This window comes from Pyrobaculum sp. (genome assembly GCF_049971835.1).
In the GTDB taxonomy this organism is placed as follows: Archaea; Thermoproteota; Thermoprotei; order Thermoproteales; family Thermoproteaceae; genus Pyrobaculum.
This window is the reverse complement of sequence record NZ_JBMFKV010000218.1, coordinates 1-2,755: the sequence shown is the minus strand read 5'-3', so window position 1 is coordinate 2,755 and position 2,755 is coordinate 1. Positions and strand designations below refer to the sequence as shown.

Here is a 2,755-nt window from a genome sequence, read left to right as displayed (position 1 = left end):
CTTACCCCTCTCACCCGCGACTTCAAACAGAACCTTGTCCACAGAGGGTCGCGTAAAAATATAGTTAAAAAATTATTGGAGGTAGGCCGGCGGAATGGAGGCTACGAGCTTCCGCACAGCCTCTACGCTCTGCATAAACTTTTGTCTTTCCTCCTCTGTGAGCTCCACCTCTAGGATCTTTACGACTCCGCTTCTCCCGAGGATTAGAGGCACCTCGACGGGTATGTCTCGCACGCCGTACTCCCCCTGTAGGACAACGGAGGCTATGAGCGATCTTCTAGCGTCGCGCTTCACAGCCTCTGCCATGATGGCGAGCCCGGCGCCGGGACCCCAGTTAGAGGAGAAGCCCCTCAACTCGGTTATCCTCGCGCCGGCCTTGACGGTGTCCTCAACTACCTCCTTCAGCTGTTCCTCTGTCAGCAACTTGCTGAGCGGAACGCCGTGGACGAAGCTCTTGCTCGGCACTGGGAACATGCTCTCGCCGTGTTGGCCAAGGACTATTGGCAGTATTGAGGCGGGGGAGACGCCTAGCTTCTTGGCCGCGTAGTAGGCTAGTCTTCCCGCGTCGAGGACGCCGCTGAAGCCTATAACTCGCTCTCTTGGAAAACCTGTGGCTTTCCACATTACGTACGTCATGGCGTCGAGCGGGTTTGTGGTTAATATCACCACGGAGTTAGGCGCGTATTTCCTAATCTCCCTGCCGATTTCCGCCACTATCTTGGCGTTTGCCTCTAGCAACTGTTCCCTCGTCATGCCGGGCTTTCTGGGGAGCCCAGCGGTGACTACTACCAGGTCGCTCCCCTCCATGTCCTTGTACTCGTTGGAACCCATATACTCTACGTCTAGGCCTAGTATAGAGCTCATGTGGTTCATGTCCAACGCCTCGCCTTGCGGCAACCCCCTGACAATATCAATGAGCAGAATCTTTGTATCTATCTTCATTAGGCCCATGATTACGGCGGCCGCAGCGCCCACCCTCCCACTTCCAATTATCGTTATCATGGAGATCTAAATAAATCTAGGTAAAATGTGTTCTTTCCTAACTAGTCGAATGAGTACTAGCCAAAACTATAACCTGCCGCGGCTGAGCACCCTAGCCGCCACTATCAAGGGGTGCCAGACAGGCGCCGTGTCTGGCATATAGCCTATGTCTGAGAAGAAGAGGTCAGAGACTGCGTAGCCCGACTGCAGAGCAACGGCTAGTATGTCTGCATAGGAGGCGACCACCTGGCCCTCCCCCACTATCTGGCCTCCTAGAATTCTACCGGTGGACTCCTCTGCTACTAGCTTCACGTGGACCACCCCGCCGCCAGGCATGTAGTGCGCCTTGGTCCTCGCCTTTATCAACGCGCTCTGCGTTTTGAAGCCTAGCTGAGTTGCCTCCCGCTCGCTTAGACCTGTCCGGGCTATGTATAGGTTGAAAAACTTGGTGACGGCGGTGCCCACGACGCCGGGAAATTTCAACACGCGGCTCCTCACGGCGTTGCCCCCCGCTACCTGCCCCTCCTTGTTGGCGGTGGGCGCCAGCGGAATCCACACACGCCTGCCAGTTAATCTATGGACCTTCTCCGCCACGTCGCCAGCGGCATAGACGTCGGGAACCGTCGTCTCCATATACTCATTTACGTAGACGGCTCCAGTCTCACCAAGCTTAGCCCCAGCCCTCACTGCGAGATCCACGTCGGGCCGCACCCCGACAGCCAGCAGGACCTCGTCGACGGCGTACTCCCCCTTCTCTGTGACCACCTTATTGACGTGATCGGCCCCTCTAAACTCCACAACCCTCTCCCCCAGGTGTAGCTCGACCCCCCTCACATTCATCTCCTCAGCCACGAGAGCCGCCACGTCGGGATCTAGAGCCGAGGGTAATACCTGGTCAAACATTTCGAAAAGCAACACCTTTTTACTCATTTCAAGCAACACCTCCGACATCTCGACGCCGATGTATCCACCCCCGACGATGGCCACAGTCTTCGCCTTCTCGAGATGTCCTTTCAAGCTGGGGACCTCGTCAGGGTGCCTCATGGTGAGGACGCCCTTCAACTCCACCCCCGGTATCTTTGGGACTAGGGGCTTGGCGCCGGTTGCGATGACTAGCTTATCCCACGCAATCTTTTCGATGGATCCGCCCCGTTTAACTGTGACATTCCTCTTTTCAACATCCACGTCGACGACTTCAGATCTTATGAGTACCTTTATGTTACGCTCTTTTTCAAACTCCTCGGGGCTGTACGTCATCAGATCGTCTTGGCTCTTAACAAGCCCCCCGATTGCATACGGCATGCCGCAGGGCGCATGTGTGATCATTGATCCGCGCTCGATGAGCGTCACCTCGGCGCTTGGGTCTAGCCTTCTGGCCCTAGCCGCCGCCGAGGCCCCGGCGGCTCCCCCGCCAATTACCACTACACGTACCATGGAGCTACACTTTTTCCGTTTTTTAAGTTATTTACAGCCCGCTCTCGAGAGCACCGACTCGACGAATATTTTAAACTGCGGGGCCGTCATGAAGCCGGGGGCGAGATCTATAGGCTGTCCGTTGTAGAAAGCCACTGTCGTGGGTGTTCCCATGACGCCTAGGGAAGCGGCTAGTTGGTAGAACTCCTCTATATCTGCCTTCACGAAATTTGCGACGTCGCTGTTGCGCCCGCCTACCTGTCGGAAGATTGGGTCAAACATCTGGCAGTATGGACATGTCTTTCCGAAGAACATAATAAACGTTACTTTACATCCATAAAGTGCGTTTTTTAGCTGGGCC

At 55.6% G+C, this 2,755-nt stretch carries 3 protein-coding genes; all 3 read right to left on the bottom strand.

The genetic code is table 11. From position 1 onward, the window contains the following. Window positions 1–72: 72 nt before the first annotated feature. Complete coding sequence (mdh, locus tag ACP5J3_RS12625) at window positions 73–1,002, bottom strand: NAD-dependent malate dehydrogenase (RefSeq protein WP_428496009.1); 930 nt, start codon at window positions 1,000–1,002, stop codon at window positions 73–75. Between the two features lie 66 nt (window positions 1,003–1,068). Then, the gene (locus ACP5J3_RS12620; RefSeq protein ID WP_428496008.1) at window positions 1,069–2,415 is read right to left on the bottom strand and encodes an FAD-dependent oxidoreductase; all 1,347 of its coding nucleotides are present in this window, start codon (window positions 2,413–2,415) and stop codon (window positions 1,069–1,071) included. A gap of 27 nt (window positions 2,416–2,442) precedes the next feature. Next, window positions 2,443–2,755: thioredoxin family protein (locus tag ACP5J3_RS12615; protein ID WP_428496007.1), on the bottom strand; the 313-nt coding region annotated here is incomplete at its 5' end.